The organism is Methylobacterium sp. J-078 (assembly GCF_022829285.1).
In the GTDB taxonomy this organism is placed as follows: domain Bacteria; phylum Pseudomonadota; class Alphaproteobacteria; order Rhizobiales; family Beijerinckiaceae; genus Methylobacterium.
Map to the genome: position 1 here is coordinate 110,188 of NZ_JAKSYI010000062.1, position 16,516 is coordinate 126,703.

Sequence of the window (16,516 nt, forward strand, 5' to 3'; positions counted from 1 at the left end):
GCTTAGCCCTCCGAGAGGTGACGGCGCACGGCCCGGGCCGTGACGGCCGAGACGCGCACGTTCGATTCCCGGGTCACCCCAGCGATGTGCGGGGTCAGGATGAGGTTGGGCAGGTCCCGGAACACGGCGCCCGCCGCCGCGTCCAGGGGTTCCTGCGGGAAGACGTCGAGGGCGGCCCCGCCGAGATGGCCGCCGCGCAAAGCCGCCGCCACCGCGGCGACCTCGATCACCTCGCCCCGCGCGGCGTTGATCAGCACGGCCCCGGCCGGCATCCGGGCGAGGGCCCGCGCGTCGATCATCCCCCGCGTCTCGGGCGTCAGCGGCACGTGCAGGGACAGGACGTCGCTGCCGGCGAGGAGGGTGTCGAGGTCGAGGCGCGCGATCGTGCCGTAGGCCGGCCGCCACGCCGGATCCTCGGCCGGCAGGAGGGGATCGTGGGCCGCGACCTGCATGCCCAGGGCGACGGCGCGGCGCGCGGTCTCGCGGGCGATGGCGCCGAAACCGACGAGGCCGAGGCGCTTGCCCGCGATCTCCCGGCCCATGAGCGCGTTGCGCGGCCAGGTTCCCGCCGCCACAGCGTCGGTCGCGCCGTAGGCCCCGCGCAGGAGCAGCATCGCCGTGCCGATGACGTACTCGGCGACCGCGACGTCGTTGGCACCGGTGGCGGGATAGACCGCGATGCCGCGGGCGCGGCAGGCCGCGAGATCGATGTTGTCGAGCCCGACCCCGAGGCGTCCGACCACCTTGAGGTCGGGCGCGGCGGCCAGGAGCGCCGCATTCACCTGCGTGCGGTTGCGGACCACCAGGGCGTCCGCGCCCGCCAGCGCCGCCATCAGGTCGGCGGGCCGGTCCACGAGGCCCGGATCGTAGAGGGTCGCGAACCCGCCGAGTTCGCCCGCGATGGCGGCCTCGTCCATGAATTCGCTGATGACGATCTTCGGCATGCGACCTGTCGGCGTGTCTGATGTCGGCAAGGGACAAAAACTCCGGTTGCGGGAATGCGGCCCCTCAGGTGGCCGGGACCACGGCGGGCATCGGGCGGTGACGGGCCGGGTTGGCGGGGGCGACCGGCGCGGGCGCCTCGTCCATCGCCTCGTCCGGCTCGTCGAGGCTGTCGAGGTCCGGCTGGATGCGCCCGTCGAGGACGGCGCGGGCATGGGCGAGGTCGATCTTGCCCTCCCAGCGGGCGATCACCAGGGTCGCCACCATGTTGCCGATGGCGTTGGTGATGCAGCGCAGCTCGTTGAGGATGCGGTCGACGCCGATGATGAGTGCGATGCCGGCGACGGGCAGGACCTGCGACGCCTGCAGCGTCGCGGCGAGCACGAACAGGATGGCGCCGGCGACGCCCGCCACCCCCTTCGAGGTCACGAGAGCGATGGCGAGGAGGCCGAGCTGCTGCTCCCAGCTGAGCGGGATGTTGAGCGCCTGGGCGATGAAGCCGATGGCCATGGTGAGGTAGATGCACGACCCGTCCATGTTGAAGGACAGGCCCGCCGGCATCACCAAGCCGGTGACGCCCTTCTCGACGGAGAGGCCGCCGAGCTTGGCCATCAGGCGGGGCAGGACCGATTCTGTGCTGGTCGTGCCGAGCAGGATGAACATCTCCTCGCGGACATAGAGGAACAGCTTCCAAAGGCTCAAGCCCACGTAGAACCGCATCACGCCGCCAAGGAACAGCACGATGAACACGAAGAAGGTCAGGTAGAGCGAGACGATCAGCAACCCGTACTGGGCGAGGATTCCGAGGCCGAACTTGCCGATGGTGAAGGCCATGGCGCCGAACGCCCCCACGGGGGCGAAATGCATGATGATGCCTACGACTTTCATCAGGATATCGCCGAAGGCGTGGATCACCTTGAGGGGGAATTGCCCCTTCGGGCCCATGGCTGCGAGCCCCATCCCGACGAGGACGGAGAAGAACATCACCTGGAGCAGGTCGCCCCTGGCGAAGGCATCGACCGCGCTGTGCGGGATGATGTTGGCGACGATCTCCATCACGCTCTGGGCGTGGGCCTTGCCGGCGATCGCGGCGACGCTCTTGGCGTCCAGGCTCTCGACCGTGGCGTTGATGCCGTCGCCGGGCCGCAGGAGGTTGACGAAGAGAAGGCCGGCGGCGAGCGCTACCGTCGTGGACACCTCGAAGTACACGAGGGTCTTGAGGCCAATGCGGCCGACGCTCTTCATGTCCCCGACATGGGCGATGCCGACCACCACCGTGCAGAAGATCACCGGGCCGACGACCATCTTGATCAGGTTGATGAACATGTCGCCGAGGATCTTCAGGTCGACGGCGAACTTCGGAAACAGCACGCCCACGACGATGCCGAGCGCGATGCCGACCAGGACCTGACCGTAGATCGATCGAAAAAACCTCATGGCGTTCCTTCCCGGACGATCTTCGAACGGAATCCGCCGCCGCGATCACGGGCAGTCTCTCTCCGTTCGCGAACCCCGATGGCGTCGGGGTGGGAACGCCGCGTTCCGACCCGGAACGCGGCGCGCAAGTCCGCCCGTCAGGCGCTGCGGTAGAGCTTCGTCATCACGAACTCGCGGTGGCCGAGGGATTCGGCGGCCGTGAGACGCCCGTTCGCCGTGCGCACCACCATGTCGATGAGCGCGTCGCCCGCCTGCGGGATGGTCATCTCCCGGGTGAGCACGCCCGAGACGTCGACGTCGATGTGCTCGCCCATGGTGCGCACGGTGCGCGGGTTGCCGGTGATCTTGATCACCGGGACGATGGGGTTGCCGATGACGTTGCCCTGGCCCGTCGGGAAGGTGTGGACGACGTAGCCCGCCGCCGCCATCAGGGTGATGCATTCGGCGGCCGCCGACGAGGTGTCCATGTAGTACAGGCCGGGCCCCTTGGCGGGCGCCTCCGCCGGCTGGAGCGCGTCGATGAAGCGGCTGTCGTGGCCGATCTTCTCAAGGTTGCCGAGCGCCTTCTCCTCGATGGTGCTCAAGCCCCCGAGGATGTTGCCCTTGGTCGGCTGCGAATCCGAGAGATCGTCGGTCTTGTGGGCCTCGATGACGTCGTCTTGGTAGGATTTCCACATGGCGAACCACTTGTCGCCGATCTCGGGCGTCGCCGCGCGCTCGCGGCAGAGGTGCTCGGCGCCGGTGATCTCCGAGGTCTCGCCGAACACGCCGTAGATCCCCTGCGGGATCAGCTTGTCGTAGAGATTGCCCACGGTGGGGCAGGAGGACAGTCCGGTGGTGGTGTCGGACTCGCCGCACTTCGTCGAGATCCAGAGGTCCGCGATCGGGCATTCCTCGCGGGGCAGTTCGGTCGCCCATTGCACGAAGCGCTTGGCCTGGTAGCTGGCCTTCGCGATGGTGGCGATGTCGCCGTGGCCCTCGATGCCGAACCCGATCACGGGCTTGCCGGTTTTGGCGATGCCCTCGACGATCCGGTTGGTCCACTGGTCCTCGATGCCGATGACCACGACGGCCGCGACGTTCGGATTCGAGCCGATGCCGATCAGGGTGCGGAAGTGGAGGTCGAGATCCTCGCCGAACTGCAGGCGGCCATAGGCGTGCGGCAGGGCCATCGTGCCCTTCACGTTGTTGGCCACGGCCTCGCAGGCGGCGTTCGACAGGTCGTCGAGGGGCAGAAGCACGACGTGGTTGCGCACGCCGACGCGGCCGTTCTCGCGGCGCCAGCCCATGAAGGTGGCGGCCTTGGTGTCCACGGAGGCGCGGCTGGAGCCGAGGGCCGTGGTGGCGAACTGGTCGGGGGCTCCGCCGACGAAGGGGGAGGTGGTCTCGGGGGCGTTCATGATGTTCTCTCCGGGCATCGCGACCTCACCAGCGCTTCGTCTTGAGGTTCTGCACGTGGACATGCTCGCCCTTGGCGACGTCCTGGATGATCTTCCCGATATCCTGGCCGTACTTGATGGCCGTATCGCCGGCCTTCAGGTCGGTGAGCGCCACCTTGTGGCCGATCGGGATGTCGTGGCGGACATGTACCGCGAACGTCGAATCGTCCTCCGTGATGACGCCGAGGGCGTCGGTGTTGGCGCTGAGACCTTCGATGACGGCGACGGCGACGTTGTCCAGCGGGCTGTGTGCGAGAAGGTGCGGCTTCGTCCGCCCCCCACCCGATCCGGCGTGGCTGCTCATTCCGGGATCCTCCTTGGTGAAGCCGTCGGCTCTTTGCGGCGACTGAGTCTTGTATAAGACATCAGAATTTTCGACGTCAACCGGGATTGCACGCCGGACGTCCGGGGAAGCGCTTCGAAGGGGTACAACAACCCTGCGCAAGAACGAGGAAGCAGGGCTTTTCGTCCCGATGCCCCCATCCCTTGATTGGTCGTGAATCTTATATAAGACATGAAGCGTTCGGACGAGTACCCCGGCACGCGGCTCGAACCGCTCCCGAGCCCCCCGGAAACCGAGACGCACCGTGAACGAGACCCTCCAGATCGTCCTGTGCCTGAGCTGCGCGGGTCTCATTTCCGGCCTAACGGGCTTCGCCTTCGCGCTGGTGGCCTCCGGCACCCTGCTGTCGATCCGGGCCCCCATCGAAGCGACGGCCCTGGTTCTTACCTGCAGCATCCTTTCGCAGGCCCTCTCCGTGATGCGCCTGCGGACCCTGCCGCCGAGGGCCACCGCCCTGGCGATGATCGGCCCCGGCCTGCTCGGCGCGCCGATCGGGATCTACCTCCTCAAGGACCTGAACCCCGAGGTGGTGAAGGTGATGATCGGGGTGTTCCTGATCCTCTACAGCGCGGTGGTGGCGCTGCTGCGCAGCGACTATCGGGTGTCGTTCGGCAATGCCTGGAGCGACGGCGCCGTCGGCTTCCTCGGCGGCATCCTGGGGGGCATCGCGGGCCTGTCGGGCGCGCTGCCCACCGCCTGGAGCTTGGTGCGCGGCTGGGAGCCGCGCATGCAGCGGGCGGTCTACCAGAGCTTCACCCTCGTTCTGCAGGTCTGGTCCCTGGCGATCCTGGCGGTGCTCAACCCGTTCCCGCCCGAGCTGATGGGCGACCTCGCCCTCGGGCTCCCCATCGTGCTGGTCAGCGTGCTCGTCGGGCTGTCGCTGTTCGCCAAGATCGACCAGCGCCGGTTCCGCTCCCTCGTCCTGGCGCTGCTGGCCGCCATCGGCCTGACCACGACCGCCCTGGCGCTCCCCGGCCTGCTGCACTGAGGCGCCGGACCTCCGCCTCGGGCCCGAACGGCAGCGAAGGCCGGTGTCGGACCTGAGCGGCCAAGGCGCAGCCGGGTTCGCGGCGATGCGCGCCCGCTACCACCGCGCCGGCCTTCTCGCGTAGGATCGGCCGGTCCCGAGGGGAGGCAGACGCGTGCGGCGACGCCTGATGAAGTTCCTCCACACGATGGGGGCGACCGGATTGATGGGCGCGATGGCGGCCCTCGTCGTCATGCTCGGCGTGGCGCCGCCCCCGAGTGCCCTCGACGGCTACGCCGCGGCGCGGGGCGCCATGGGCGCGGTCGCCACCTGGATCGTCCTGCCGAGCCTCGCGCTGACGCTGGTCTCCGGCCTGCTCGCCATGACCCTGAACCGCGGCCTCCTGCAGGCGGGCTGGGCCTGGCTGAAGCTCGCCACCGGGGTGCTGATGTTCGAGGGCGTGCTCGTCTACGTGCAGGGCCCGATGCGCCAGGAGGCCGAGCAGAGCGCCCTGGCGCTGGCGGGGCGCGTCGATCCCGCGACCCTCGCGGAGACCCTCGGGGCGGAGCGCAACACGCTCTGGGTGCTGCTCGTGGTGGCGACGGCCAACGTCGTCCTGGGGATCTGGCGGCCGCGGCTCCTGCGCCTGCCCCGATAGGCGAGCCCGGAACCAGGCTTGGCATCCGGCTTCGGCCCGCGCTACCACGGCGCGATCACGGAAAGGCGCGCCATGCCCCGAGATGCGGAAAGGTCCGAGATGCCGAGAGTTTGGGCGCTCGCCCTCTGCCTGCTCGCCCCCGTTCCGGCCGCGGCGCAATCGGACCCCAACCTCACCGCCCTGCGGGGCCTCGCCCCCGTGAGCGCCCTCGCCCGCAGCGCGGAGGGGCGGGCCGCCCTCGAGGCGAATCTCAGGGTCACGGGCGAGATCCAGTCCGGCGGCGGGCAGCCGGCCTTCCTGCTGCCGCTCTCCGAGCAGCGTCAGCTCGCCCTGCGCGACGCCTTCATCACGGACGGGAACGCGACGGAACTCGCCGACGGCCTCGGCAGCCGCCTCGGTGAGATCTACCAGACCAAGGCCCGCTACACCCCCCAAGACAGCTTCACGAACGTGGCGCAGTCCGTCGCCGACCTCATCGGCTACACCAACAACGTCGCCAAGTCCGACTCGAACGCCGGCAAGTATTTCTTCGCCAACGCGACCCGGGACGGCAAGACGCCGGTCTCGGCGGACGCCGCCGCCATCCTGACGGAGCGGGGCGGCACCACTGACATCTTCGGCAAGGCCTACGAGCGGCCGGCGGGAACGCCGGGGTCCGATGCCTACGGCAATGCCCGCCCGTTCCAGACGCTGCCGCAGCTGTTCGCCTATCGCGGACACGACTATTTCGGTCGTCCCTCCCACAGCCTGGACTGGCTGCGGGGGCCGGGCCAGACCCTGACCGACAGCCCCTCCTACCCGAGCGGCCACACCACCTACGGCTACACGGAATCCCTGGTCCTCGCGATCCTGGTGCCGGAGCGCTACCAGCAGATGATCGCCCGGGCGGCCGAGTACGGCAGCAATCGCATCGTCGTCGGCGCGCATTACGCGATGGACGTGCTGGGCGGCCGGGCTGTCGCCCTGCACGCGGTGGCGCACCTCCTCGCCAACGATCCCGCCTACGTGGGTCAGGTCCGGCGCAACCCGGCGGTGGTCAACGAGATGAGCCGCACCACCGACGCGGCCGTGGCCCTCACGGATTACCCGGCGGCCCTGAGGGCCGCCCGCGCCGACCTGACGGCGTTTTTGCGGGAGGCATGCGGCGAGACCATCGCGGCCTGCGCGGCCGGCGACGGAGGCCGCTTTCGGGACCCGGCCGCCAACGCCGCCCTCTACGCGGCGACGCAGACCTACGGCCTGCCCGTCGTCCACCCGGAGCGGGCCGGCCGGGTCGCGGACGTGAACCAGGTGGCGCCCGAGGCCGGGCATCTCCTCACCGCCGCGTTCCCGTCACTCAGCCTGGAGGAGGCCAACGCGATCCTCACGGCGACGCTGGGCCCGGGCGGCGGCTTCCTCGACGACGGCTCGGCCTTCGGGTTGTATGCCCGTCTCAACCTCTACGCGGCGGCCGGGGAGGCGGCGGCGCTGGCGGCCCGCAAACAGGGCCAGCCGACTCGCTGAGACGCGCCGCCCGCCGTCAGGCGCGGGGTTCTCAGGCGCGCGTCTCCGTGGCCCGCGCCGCCAGCCGGCGCCGGCCCTCCCGGGGCGCGAGGACAAGCACGAGGGCGCCGGCCAGCATGCAGGTCCCCGAGCCGATGAGAACCCCGACCTTCGTCGCCGTCTCGAGGTCGGGCCGCTCGGCGAAGGCCAGGAGCCCGATGAACAGGCTCATGGTGAAGCCGACGCCGCACAGGAGCGACAGCCCGAAGATCTGCCACCAGCCGGCACCTGCGGGGCGTTCCGCCAGCCCGAGCCGCACCGCCGCGAGGATGGCGCCGAAGACGCCGACCGGCTTGCCGACGAAGAGCCCGAGCGCCACCCCGAGGGTCACGGGCTCGAGAAGCATCCGGCTCGACAGGCCCGCCAGGGAGACGCCCGCATTGGCGAAGCCGAACACCGGCAGCACGAGGTAGGCCGACCAGGGATGGAGAGCGTGCTCGAGCCGGTGCAGGGGGGAAGCCGGATCGTCGGGCCGGGCCGGGCTCGGCCGCAGGGGGATCGTCAGGGCGAGGAGCACGCCCGCGATGGTGGCGTGGATGCCGGACCCGAGGACCAGGACCCAGAGCAGGGCCCCGAGCCCGAGATAGGGCGACAGGCGGGTCACGCCGGCCCTGTTCAGCCCGACGAGGACGAGCAGCACGAGACCGGCGCCGCCGAGCATCGGCAGCGACAGGTCTGCGGTGTAGAACGCCGCGATGATGAGCACCGCGCCGAGATCGTCGAGGATGGCGAGCGCCGTCAGGAAGATCTTGAGCGAGACCGGGACGCGGGACCCCAGCAGGGTCAGCACGCCGAGGGCGAACGCGATGTCGGTGGCCGTGGGGATCGCCCAGCCGCGCAGGGTCTCGGGGGACGACCGGTTGACCGCGACGTAGACCAGGGCCGGCGCGAGCATGCCGCCGAGGGCCGCGATCCCCGGGAGGACCCGGTCGGGCCAGGTCCGCAGGCGGCCGTCGAGCACCTCGCGCTTGATTTCCAGGCCGACCAGCAGGAAGAACAGCGCCATCAGGCCGTCGTTGATCCAATGCAGCACGCTGAGGCCGCCGACATGGGTCTTCAAGATCGTGGCATAGGCCTCCGACCAGCCGGAATTCGCCACCACCAGGGCGATCGCGGCGCTCGCCATGAGGATGAGGCCGGCGCTGGCGCCACTGGTGATCAGGCCGCGCAGGGCGGATGCGGGGCGGGCGAGGAAGGGCATCGGCACAGGTCTCCGCCGCTGGCGGCCCGACCAGCGCTGGCTCAACCTGCCGATCCAACCCTTCGGACCGCGCACCCGGGGCGAGCTATCGCATCGATGCGGGCCTCCCGCAATGCACACGGTCCCGGCGGACGGCACGATCCCCCCGGCAATCCCGACCCTGACCCGGCGAACCGGTCCACGCTGAGCGCAAGTCTCTCGGGCATCCCAATCGAATCCGCATCCCATGCAGACCTACACCACCGCCGCCGGCCGCGACCAGATCCGCTACCACGACGCGATCTTCTTCGGCGCGGTGGGCGCGCCGGACGTGCCCGACCACATCATCCTCTGGGGCCTGCGGCTCGCCATCTGCCAGCCCTTCGACCAGTACACCAACGTGCGGCCGACCCGCATCCTGCCGGGGATCGTCGAGCCCCCCTTCGCTCATCGCCGCGGCAGGTTGTGCAGCGCCTTCAGGAAGGCGTCCACGTCCGCGCGGGTGTTGTAGAAGGCCAGCGAGGCCCGCACCGACTGGTCGACGCCGAAGCGGCGCAGGGCGGGGAGGGCGCAGTGATGCCCCGAGCGCACCGCGATGCCGCTCGCGTCGAGATGGTGGGCCACCGCCTCGTTCTCATGCCCGTCGATGACGAAGGACATCACGCTCGCCTTCTGCCGCGCGGTGCCGATCAGGCGCAGGCCCTTCACGTCGGTGAGGCCGGCCTGCGCGTAATCCAGCAAGTCGTGCTCGTAGGCGGCGATGCCGGGCAGGCCGACCCCTTCCAGGTAGTCGAGGGCGGCGCCGAGGCCGACCGCGCCGGCGATGTCGGGGGTGCCCGCCTCGAACTTCTCCGGTGCGCCCTTGTAGACGGTCTTCGCGAAGGTCACGTCCTCGATCATGTGGCCGCCGCCCTGCCAGGGCGGCATCGCCTCCAGGAGGTGCGTCTTGCCATAGAGGGCGCCGATGCCCGTTGGCCCGAACACCTTGTGGCCGGAGAAGACGAGGAAGTCGGCATCGAGCGTCTGCACGTCCAACGGAATGTGCGGCGAGGACTGCGCCGCATCCACCAGCACCGGCACGCCGTAGGCGTGGGACAGCGCGATGATCTCCCGGACCGGGTTGATGGTGCCGAGGGCGTTGGCGACGTGGGTCACCGAGACGATCCTGGTGCGGCCCGAGAGCAGGGCGGCGAACTGCTCGAAGATGATCTCGCCGCGGTCGTCCACCGGGATCACCCGCAGTGTCGCGCCCGTGGCCTGGGTCAGGAGCTGCCAGGGCACAATGTTGGCGTGGTGCTCGATCTGGCTGACGATGATCTCGTCGCCCGGACCGATGTTGGCGCGGCCATACGTGTTGGCCACGAGGTTGATCGCCTCCGTGGTACCGCGCAGGAAGACGATGTCGTCCTTCGAGGGCGCGTTGAGGAAGCGCCGGACCTTCTCGCGCCCGCCCTCGAACAGGTCGGTGGAGCGCGCCGCCAGGGTGTGGGCGGCCCTGTGAATGTTCGAGTTGTGGCGTGCGTAGAACTCGGACGTGGCGTCGATGACGCTCTGCGGCTTGTGGGTGGTGGCCGCGTTGTCGAGCCAAACCAAGGGGTGCCCGTTGACGCTCTGGTGGAGGGCCGGGAAGTCCTTGCGGACGCGCTCGACATCGAAGGGCGCCGCCACCGGGCTCGACCCGTGGGAGGTCACGCGCGGGGCCGGCCCGCCGTGTCGCGAGGGCTCGGCGCGCGGGGAAGCGTGCGGCTTCGAGGTGCGCCGGGACTGCGTCTGGGTGGAATCCGAGAGAAAATAGTAGTCGCCAGACGCGGACGCCGCGTCGCTGCCCGCTTGCGCCGCGTGGACGGGCTCCCCCGAGAGATACCCCGTGCGCCGATAGTTTTCCTGGGCGACGTCCCCGCCGTGCTTCGACGGATCGGCCGGCACGAGGCTCGGTGCGATCGCGTGCGCGAAGGCGTTCGCGCGCGGATGGTCCTGCGCGATCGTCCGGTGGAGGTCACGGCCGCCGGGCAGGAAGGCGGCCACTTCCGGCACGGTGGGCACGAAGAATTCCGGCAGGCCGTGCCGGGCCGATAACGGGTCGGCGAGGGGATGGACCGAGGGGATCGTCGCCGTATCGAGGAAGCCGGCGCCCGCCGGCGCGGGCGTTCCGCCGAACGGGTTGGCGGACGACGGCCCGGTCAGGCCCGGTAGCCCGACGCTCGGGCCACCGACGTTGCGCGCCCCGAGGGCCCTGCCGTCGGGCTGGAGGCCCGACGGCAGGGCGCCCGAGGGCGTGCCGATGGCGGCACCTGGCAGCGTGGGCTGCCCGGGGGCCTGGGGAAGGCTCTCCAGCGCCTGCGGAACCTGCGGCGCGGCCGGCAGCGCGGGAGCCAACGGCGCAGACGCCGCCTGGCCCTGTCCGTAGATCTCGCGGGCGAGGCGCCCGACGAGGTCGGCATGCGCCAAGGAACCGGCGGCGTCGCCGGCCGCGCCCGTGGGGAGGCCGAAACCGGACGAGCCCAAGACGCCGGCCTCAGGCGTAGTCATGGTAGTTGCCCAGGAGCACGTTATCGAGGCGTGCGATGGCATCCTCCACCAGCACGGCGGCGGAGAAGTAGCGGGTCACGAGGTGCGAGGCGATGGAATGGTCGTTGGTGCCCATGTAGCGCACCGACAGGCCGGGCTCGATCTCGCCGGTGACGCCGGATTTCTGCAGGCCGACCACACCCTGCTCGCCCTCGCCGACGCGCAGGAGCAGGATCGAGGTGGTTTGCGCCCCGGTGACCGGATCGGTGTCGATCGGCAGCTTGTCGCTCGGCACGAGCGGCACGCCGCGCCAAGTGATGAAGGGCGCGCCGAACAGGTGGATCACCACCGGGGGCACGCCGCGGCGGGTGGCTTCCCGGCCGAAGGCCGCGATGGCGCGGGGATGCGCCACGAAGAAGGCGGGCTTCTTCCAGACCAGCGTCAGCAGTTCGTCGAGGTCGTCCGGCGTGGGTGGGCCGCCACGGGTGGGGATGCGCTGGCGTCCGCCGACCTCGTTCAGCAGGCCGAATTCGGAGTTGTTCAGCAGCTCCCACTCTTCCCGCTCCTTCACGGCATCGACCGTGAGGCGGATCTGCTCACGCAGCTGGTCGATCTCGTTGGAGTAGAGGTCAGTGACGCGGGTGTGGGTGTTGAGGATCGTCTGGATCGTGGAGAGGTGGTACTCGCGCGGGTCGATCTCGTAATCCACGAAGGTGGTGGGCAGGCGCGGCGCGCCGGTCTGCACCGCGAGCAGTTCGATGCCCTGCTCGCCGTGGCTGTTGGTGTGACCCCTCAGGCGATCACGCTCCTCGACATATTGCGCGATGCGGTTCTTGACGGCGTCGTCGTCCAGGGCCGCCCGGTCGAGGGTCAGCAGCGTGACGGCCGAGAGCGCCTTGACGGCGGGAGCGGGCTGCTCGGCGCCCGTGAGGGTGTCGTCGCCGAAGAAGTCGCCGCGGGTGGCGAGCCCCGAGCGCAGCCGGTTCTGGTACGGGCCGGACAGGGACAGCTCGACTGTGCCGTCGGCGACGATGGTCAGGCTGCGGTCGCCCGCGCCGCCGTCCGAGATCGTCTCGCCGGCTTTGTGCTTGCTCTCGGTGAACCGGTCGGCGAGGGCCGCGAGTTCGGCATCACCCAGCCGGCTGAACGGCGGAACGGCGCGCAAGGAAGCGGGGCTGATCGCGCGCGCCTTGTCGGCGCTGGCGAACGCGATGCGGCCGGGCTTGGCCAGCACGACCGCGCGCCGGTTCACGCGGTAGACGCCGCCATCCACGTTGACGAAAGGCAGGAGCCGCAGGAGCCAGCGCGGGGTGTTGGCGAGGTTCTGGACCGACGTGACGGTCGCCGTCGATAGATTGCGTGCTGCGGATGCGCCCACGCTCTGCCCCTGTCCGCTCATGGTTGGTCGTCTCCGTCTGGATCGTCGGGTGATGCCGTGCGCATCCGGCCGTGGATCGGCGCGAGCACAGTCGAGCGACTACGCATACGAGAATAGCGCAGCGGCGACCACGGCTAAGTCTTGTCATATCCGGAACGATTATTTGTACAGCGCCGGACGTGATGCGGTACTAACCGTGGCGGTGGGTCATCGTCAATGGAATAATTTTCCAAAGTTTAGGGCTTACTAGACGGACGTGCCCCAAAGCGCTTCGTATGCAAAATAGACTGCTTATAAGCTGGATAATTAGAGAAAACTGTTCTCCAAAGAGGGCGAACCGGAGAAACGGTTGGAACAATCTGGTCCGAGATCCACCGGCCCAGCAGAGGCTACCCGTGCACGCGGCAGGTCGCGAGGTTCGCCCGAGGATCGGAAGCCGGCTCCGCCAAAGCCCTCGGGGCCGTCCGTCCGGGCCCCGAACCCGTCAGATCCCGTCGCCGAAGAACTGGTCCATGGTCTGGGCGGGGTCCTCGGCGGCAGTGATTCGCGACACGACGCGGGCCGGCACCCCCGCCACGGTGGTATGGGCGGGCACGTCGTGCAGCACGACGGCCGCGGCAGCGACCTTCGCCCCCTCGCCGACCCGGATGTTGCCGAGCACCTTGGCGCCGACGCTGAGGAGCACGCCGCGCTCGATCTTCGGGTGGCGGTCACCGCTCTCCTTGCCGTTGCCCCCGAGGGTCACCGATTGCAGGATCGAGACGTCGTCGGCGATCACCGTGGTTTCGCCGATGACGACGCCGGTGGCGTGGTCGATGAAGACACCCGAGCCGATCCGCGCCGCCGGGTGGATGTCGGCGCCGAACACCTCGGAGATCCGGCTCTGGATGTGCAGCGCCAGGGTGGCCCGGCCCTGGTGCCAGAGCCAGTGCGCCACCCGGTAGCCCTCCAGGGCGGCGAGCCCCTTGTAGAACAGGAAGGGGTCGAGATAGCGCCGGCAGGTCGGGTCGCGCTCGCGGATGGCCACGAGGTCGCGCACGGCGTGCTCGCCCGCATGCGGGTCGGCCTCGAAGGCCGAGAGGCAGAGGTCGCGGGTGGAGAGCCGCGCGAGGTCGCCGTCGCCAAGGCGATGGGCGAGGCGGTAGGCGAAGGCGTGGACCAGGCTCGGCTGGTCGAGCACCGTCGCCTGGATGATGCCGGCATAGAGCGGCTCCTCGATGAGGGCCGCCTCCGCCTCGGCGCGCATCGCCCGCCAGACGTCGGAGCCGGCCGTGGTCTGGCTCACGCTGCGCAGGGGCGGGCGCAGGAGGTTGCTGGGACCGCGCGAGGCCTGGCTGCCGGCGGTCATGCGGATCGGCTCATGCGGATCGCGAGGTCCGGGCGGCGCGCGGCGGCATCGGCCTCAACCGACGCGCTGGAAGAGGGCGGCGATGTAGCCCACGAGGAGGCCGTGTCCGTCGAACTGCACGTCCACGACCTGCGCCCCGTCCCGGGCCGGCAGGACGTCGACGATGCGTCCGGTGGCGTGGCGCCAGATCCCGAGGGCATCGGCCACGTCGAGCCGGGCGAACACAACCTGATCTCCGAGAACCATCGTTTTCTCCGGTCTGTACGTCGTCGCTCGAGGAGGGTGGCGAGGGAGTGCCGGTGGCGCGGTCCGGGGTCCGCAGACGGACCCTTGCGGGGCACGGACGGGAGCGCCGCGCCTCGGGGAAGTGTGCCGATCCGGGGCCTCCAGGGTCAATGAGAGCGGTTTCCAAAGATCGGCCGCCTGCGGGCACAGCCTTCCTCCCGGACGGGTCCCGGGAGCAGGCTTGTCCTGCGCGGGCGATTCCGGTTGGCTCAGCGCGCCGGCACCGGGATGTCGGGGCGCGCGTCACCGGTGAAGCCGTTCCGATTCGGCATCGCCACCGCCGGGAGCGTGCCTGCGTCCAGCACGGCGTCTTCCGGCAGGAGGCCGTTGAGGTGGAGGACGTAGGCGCTCAGGGCGTAGGTCTCGTCCGCGCCGAGGGATTGCGGCGCGTCGAAGGGCATGGCGCGGCGGATGTAGTCGAACAGGGTGGTGGCGTAGGGCCAGTAGCTGCCCACCGTCCGGACCGGCTTCGGTGTGGCGAGCGTGCCCTGGCCGCCGGCCAGCGCATCGGCGCTGCCGCCCTCGCCCTTCGCCCCGTGGCAGGCCGCGCAGCGCGCGCCGAACAGGGCGGCGCCGTCGCGGACGCTGCCGTGGCCCGGGGGCAGGCCCCGGCCGTCGGCCCGGACGTCGATGTCCCAGGCAGCGAGCACCTCGGGCGTGGCCGCGCGGCCGATCCCGAAGCGGGCCGTGCGTTCGTGCAGGCCTGTGGCGGGGCCGCCGGGATCGGCCAGGGCCGCGCCGGTCAGGACGAGGCAGGCGAGGGTTCCGAGGACGCTAACCCGCATGGCTGACGCCTCCATCGGCGGCGACCCGCCAGCCGAACGTCGCGTTGTTGTGGTAGAAGGACTGGGTGCCCCGCACCGCGACCAGGGCGGCGCGGTCGGGCTGGACGTAGCCGGTCTCGTCGGTGGCGCGGCTGAGGAGTTGGGCCGGGCCACCCTCCCAGCGCCAGGGCAGCCGGAACCGGGTGAGGCAGCGCGGCAGGACCGGACCCTCGAGGGTCGCCGCCTGCCAGCGGTCGCCCCCGTCCGTGGAGACCTCGACCCGGGCGATCCGACCCCGCCCGGTCCAGGCGAGGCCCCGGATCTCGCGGAAGCCCGGCCCGCCCAGGCGCTCCCCGCCCGATGGCGTGGTGATGACGGATTTGGCCTCCATCACGAAGGTGAACTGCCGGGCCGTGCCGTCCGGCATCAGGTCGGTGTACTTCGCCGTCTCCTCGCGGGTCTGGAACGGCCGGTCCCCGACCTTGAGGCGGCGCAGCCACTTGACGCTGAGGTTGCCCTCCACGCCCGGCACGAACAGCCGCAGGGGATAGCCCTGTTCCGGCCGCAGGCGCTCGCCGTTCTGGGCATAGGCCAGGATCGCCCCGTCGCGGGCGAGGTCGAGGGGAAGGCTGCGGCTCATTCCCGAGGCGTCGGCGCCCTCGGCGAGGATCCAGGCCGCGCCCGGCCTCACGCCGACCTCGTCGAGCAGGGTGGCGAGCTCGACCCCGGTCCACTCGGAGCAGGAGAGCAGGCCGTGGCTCTCCTGCAGGGTCCAGGACGGCTTCGCCCCGAGCCAGGGCGTGTTGCCCGAGCATTCGAGGAAGTGGATGCGCGAGACGGCGGGCATCCGCAGAAGGTCGTCCATGGTCAGGACGAGGGGGCGCTCCACCAGACCGTGGATCGCCACCCGGTGCCGGTCCGGGTCGATCGCCGGCACGCCGGCATGGTGACGCTCGAAATGGAGGCCGTTCGGGGTTATGATCCCGTGCAGGTGCTGAAGCGGCGTGCCCGTCGAGGCCGCCCCCGGAAAGGGCGGCGGCGTGCGCGGCCGACGTCCGAGCCGCTCGAAGGGAGACGGCTGACCATAGGCCGGCGAGGCCACCGGCGCCCCGGGGGTGCGGCTCCACGGGGGAACCTCCAAAGGCTCGACGGCGCCCGCAGCGCGGGCCGTTGCGGCGAGCCCAACCCCACCGGTGGCGCCAGCGGCGAGGCGGAGGAAACTGCGTCGATGCGCGAGCCGGCGCAGGGCGTCAGGGGGCATGGGACGGAATCCGGACGGGGGTGGGGACGATCGAGGCGCGGATGCCGCACGCGACCGAGCGCGGGAGGACAGCATCGGCGGCGCCTCGAAGTCCGACATTCAACCGTATTCAGAACCGGCGATCAACGAAACGGTCTTTTCTTCTTCAGTTCAGGGGGAGAGCAATAGCCTCCAGACAGGCCGGGGCGGAGCGCATGTTTCATCGGGACGCCCGACAGGGCTTCGCTCCGGCGGATGGCGGATGGCGGATGGCGGGTTCGCCGGGTCGGCGTTTCGTCCGATCGGACGTCGAGAAGAAAGGCCCTGAGGAATGACCAGGAGAAACTAGTGCACTGACGCGGTCAGAGGATTCACGAGGCGGGCGATGCATGCGAGTCTGGGCAATGGCTCAGACCGTCTGCGTGCTCCTCGACGCCGCCACCCAGTCAGCGCTTGCCGCGATCGCCGGCGATCGATCCCGCCCC

General features: G+C 70.3%; 14 protein-coding genes and 1 pseudogene. 4 read left to right on the top strand and 11 right to left on the bottom strand.

Annotation, left to right across the window (positions count from 1 at the left end; genetic code table 11):
* Positions 1-2: 2 nt before the first annotated feature.
* The 4 genes from MKK58_RS09860 to MKK58_RS09875 form a co-directional block, all read right to left on the bottom strand.
* On the bottom strand, positions 3-944 hold the full coding sequence (locus tag MKK58_RS09860) for a hydroxyacid dehydrogenase (RefSeq protein ID WP_243911909.1): 942 nt from the start codon (positions 942-944) through the stop codon (positions 3-5).
* Between the two features lie 64 nt (positions 945-1,008).
* A complete protein-coding gene (locus MKK58_RS09865; protein ID WP_243911910.1) occupies positions 1,009-2,379 on the bottom strand; it encodes a cation:dicarboxylate symporter family transporter in 1,371 nt (456 codons plus the stop codon).
* A gap of 137 nt (positions 2,380-2,516) precedes the next feature.
* Positions 2,517-3,779, bottom strand: coding sequence for a UxaA family hydrolase (locus MKK58_RS09870; protein ID WP_409565228.1), 1,263 nt, complete (start codon positions 3,777-3,779; stop codon positions 2,517-2,519).
* 25 nt (positions 3,780-3,804) lie between these two features.
* Positions 3,805-4,122 (bottom strand): UxaA family hydrolase, encoded by a 318-nt coding sequence (locus tag MKK58_RS09875; RefSeq protein ID WP_243911911.1) that lies wholly within the window; start codon positions 4,120-4,122, stop codon positions 3,805-3,807.
* Positions 4,123-4,405: 283 nt separating this feature from the next.
* Here MKK58_RS09875 and MKK58_RS09880 point away from each other — a divergent pair, with 283 nt between their 5' ends.
* The 3 genes from MKK58_RS09880 to MKK58_RS09890 all read left to right on the top strand — a co-directional run bounded on the left by MKK58_RS09880 (position 4,406) and on the right by MKK58_RS09890 (position 7,289).
* Positions 4,406-5,149 carry a sulfite exporter TauE/SafE family protein gene (locus tag MKK58_RS09880; RefSeq protein WP_243911912.1) on the top strand — a complete coding sequence of 248 codons (744 nt, stop codon included), beginning with the start codon at positions 4,406-4,408 and terminating at the stop codon, positions 5,147-5,149.
* A gap of 169 nt (positions 5,150-5,318) precedes the next feature.
* On the top strand, positions 5,319-5,786 hold the full coding sequence (locus MKK58_RS09885; RefSeq protein WP_243911925.1) for a hypothetical protein: 468 nt from the start codon (positions 5,319-5,321) through the stop codon (positions 5,784-5,786).
* 99 nt (positions 5,787-5,885) lie between these two features.
* Positions 5,886-7,289 (top strand): phosphatase PAP2 family protein, encoded by a 1,404-nt coding sequence (locus MKK58_RS09890; RefSeq protein WP_243911913.1) that lies wholly within the window; start codon positions 5,886-5,888, stop codon positions 7,287-7,289.
* A gap of 31 nt (positions 7,290-7,320) precedes the next feature.
* On the opposite strand, the gene nhaA is transcribed toward MKK58_RS09890, so the two are convergent.
* Complete coding sequence (gene nhaA / locus MKK58_RS09895; protein WP_243911914.1) at positions 7,321-8,529, bottom strand: Na+/H+ antiporter NhaA; 1,209 nt, start codon at positions 8,527-8,529, stop codon at positions 7,321-7,323.
* A 244-nt stretch (positions 8,530-8,773) separates the two neighbouring features.
* Between nhaA and MKK58_RS09900 the strand changes: the two are divergent.
* A pseudogene (locus tag MKK58_RS09900) lies at positions 8,774-8,947 on the top strand (tartrate dehydrogenase); the annotation flags it as partial.
* Positions 8,948-8,955: 8 nt separating this feature from the next.
* Here the strand turns inward: MKK58_RS09900 and MKK58_RS09905 are convergent.
* The 6 genes from MKK58_RS09905 to soxC all read right to left on the bottom strand — a co-directional run bounded on the left by MKK58_RS09905 (position 8,956) and on the right by soxC (position 16,052).
* Positions 8,956-11,037, bottom strand: coding sequence for a family 2A encapsulin nanocompartment cargo protein cysteine desulfurase (locus MKK58_RS09905; protein WP_243911915.1), 2,082 nt, complete (start codon positions 11,035-11,037; stop codon positions 8,956-8,958).
* Entirely contained in the window at positions 11,024-12,415 is a 1,392-nt protein-coding gene (locus MKK58_RS26835; protein WP_279578303.1) for a family 2B encapsulin nanocompartment shell protein, read from the bottom strand. The genes MKK58_RS09905 and MKK58_RS26835 overlap by 14 nt, the downstream gene beginning before the upstream one ends.
* A gap of 463 nt (positions 12,416-12,878) precedes the next feature.
* Positions 12,879-13,742: a serine O-acetyltransferase gene (cysE, locus tag MKK58_RS09920; RefSeq protein WP_056488660.1), complete on the bottom strand. Its 864-nt coding sequence runs from the start codon at positions 13,740-13,742 to the stop codon at positions 12,879-12,881.
* A 54-nt stretch (positions 13,743-13,796) separates the two neighbouring features.
* Positions 13,797-13,988, bottom strand: a complete 192-nt coding sequence (locus MKK58_RS09925; protein WP_056213034.1) for a hypothetical protein — start codon at positions 13,986-13,988, stop codon at positions 13,797-13,799.
* A 248-nt stretch (positions 13,989-14,236) separates the two neighbouring features.
* Positions 14,237-14,812 (bottom strand): c-type cytochrome, encoded by a 576-nt coding sequence (locus tag MKK58_RS09930; RefSeq protein ID WP_243911916.1) that lies wholly within the window; start codon positions 14,810-14,812, stop codon positions 14,237-14,239.
* Positions 14,802-16,052 (bottom strand): sulfite dehydrogenase, encoded by a 1,251-nt coding sequence (gene soxC / locus MKK58_RS09935; RefSeq protein WP_243911917.1) that lies wholly within the window; start codon positions 16,050-16,052, stop codon positions 14,802-14,804. The genes MKK58_RS09930 and soxC overlap by 11 nt, the downstream gene beginning before the upstream one ends.
* Positions 16,053-16,516: the final 464 nt, after the last annotated feature.